The organism is Nitratidesulfovibrio oxamicus, assembly GCF_015731765.1.
GTDB classification, from domain to species: Bacteria; Desulfobacterota; Desulfovibrionia; order Desulfovibrionales; family Desulfovibrionaceae; genus Cupidesulfovibrio; species Cupidesulfovibrio oxamicus.
In genome coordinates this window covers 1-1,540 of record NZ_VRYY01000523.1, presented here as the reverse complement: position 1 = coordinate 1,540, position 1,540 = coordinate 1, and the positions used below count along the sequence as shown (strand labels likewise).

1 protein-coding gene and 1 pseudogene are annotated in these 1,540 nt (G+C 71.2%); both read left to right on the top strand.

The genetic code is table 11. The features are described 5' to 3' along the window. Positions 1–182 (top strand): annotated as a pseudogene (locus FVW20_RS14885) (aldehyde dehydrogenase family protein); the annotation flags it as partial. Positions 183–526: 344 nt separating this feature from the next. Beyond that, positions 527–1,540: ArnT family glycosyltransferase (locus FVW20_RS14880; RefSeq protein ID WP_196610221.1), on the top strand; the 1,014-nt coding region annotated here is incomplete at its 3' end.

Sequence of the window (1,540 nt, the reverse complement as noted above, 5' to 3'; positions counted from 1 at the left end):
CGCGCCTGCCGCAAGGGGGCGTGGGCGAAACCGGGCACGGGGCCATGGCGGGCCCGGCGGGCCTTGCCACCTTCTCGGCACCCCGCGCGGCGGCCGTGGGGTCCAACTTCTTCGACATCCCCCTGCGCTTCGCCCCCGGCTCGGACCTGAAGCTGAAGGTGCTCAAGCGGCTGTACAAGTAACGCTCCCCCTTGCGGCGGCGGACACTTGCAACGCACTGTCCGCCGCCGCACGAACCTGCCCCGCCCGTCCGCATGCCCGGCGCCGCAGGCGGCACTGCATCCCGCCCCCTCCCCGGAGTCGGCTGACACCGCCGCATCCCGCCCTTCTGGACACCCCCACTCCGAGAGGCTACATTCCCAGCGGCACCGATCCGGAGCGATGCGTGCCGCAACGGTTCACGTGGCAGGCTCACGTGACAGGTTCGCACCAGACCGGTTTGCACCGGCCACGCTCCCCGGCACGCGGCGCCCCCCGCGCCAGCCGCCTTCCATCATCATCATCCCCACAGGTCATTTTCGCGCGCATGTCCGCATCCATACACCGGCCCGAATTCCGCCCGTCCGCCACGCCATCCGGCAGCACCACCGGCACGACCGCCGCTGGTGGTCACGCCGCGCGCGCACCGCGCGCCAAAGTCGCGGCCATGCCCTCCACCCTGCCCACGGCCCCCGTCTGGGAACGCAACCCCGCCCTGTGCGCGGGCATGATCATTGCCGTCACCACCCTGGTGCGGCTGTGGTTCGTGATCTCCGGCCAACTGGACCTGGTGCAGGACGAATCGCAGTACTGGGACTGGTCGCGCAGGCTGCAGCTTTCCTACTATTCCAAGGGGCCGCTCATCGCCTGGCTCATCCACGGGTGGACGGCCCTGCTGGGCGACACGGAAACCGGCGTGCGCATGGGGGCGGTGGTCAACTCCGCGCTGGCCCAGACCCTGCTGTACCTCGGCGTTGCCAAGCTGTTCCGCGCGCCCGCGCTGGGCGTGCTGACCCTGTTCGTTGCCAACACCACCCCGCTATTCATGGCATCGGGCGTGCTGATGACCACCGACAGCCCCCTGCTGCTGTGCTGGGCGGGCGCGCTGTTCAGCCTGCACTGGATCTCGCGCGAGCCGCGTGGCCGCACCCCCTACGCGCTGCTGTTCGCGTGCATGGCCCTGGGCGTGCTGGCCAAATACATGATGCTGGCCATGGCGGGCGTGGCCGTGCTGTGGCTGTGGGGCCTCGCCCGCCAAGGCCTGCTGGCGCGCGGCGTGGCCTGGCGGGTGCTGGCGGTGATGCTGGCCGGTTCCGCCGCGGGCATGCTGCCCATCCTGGCCTGGAACATTTCCAACGACTGGGTAAGCTTCCGCCACGTGGCCACCCTGGCCGGAGTGGCAGGCAAGGCCGCCAAGACCTTCCTGACCCCGGACCGCCTGCCCGAGCACCTGGGCGCGCAGGCGGGCATCATCACCCCGTGGTGGCTGGGCCTGATGCTGGTGGGCGGCTGGCGCGCCCTGCGCAACGCCTGCTCCGGGCAGGCGCCCGGCGGCAGGAGC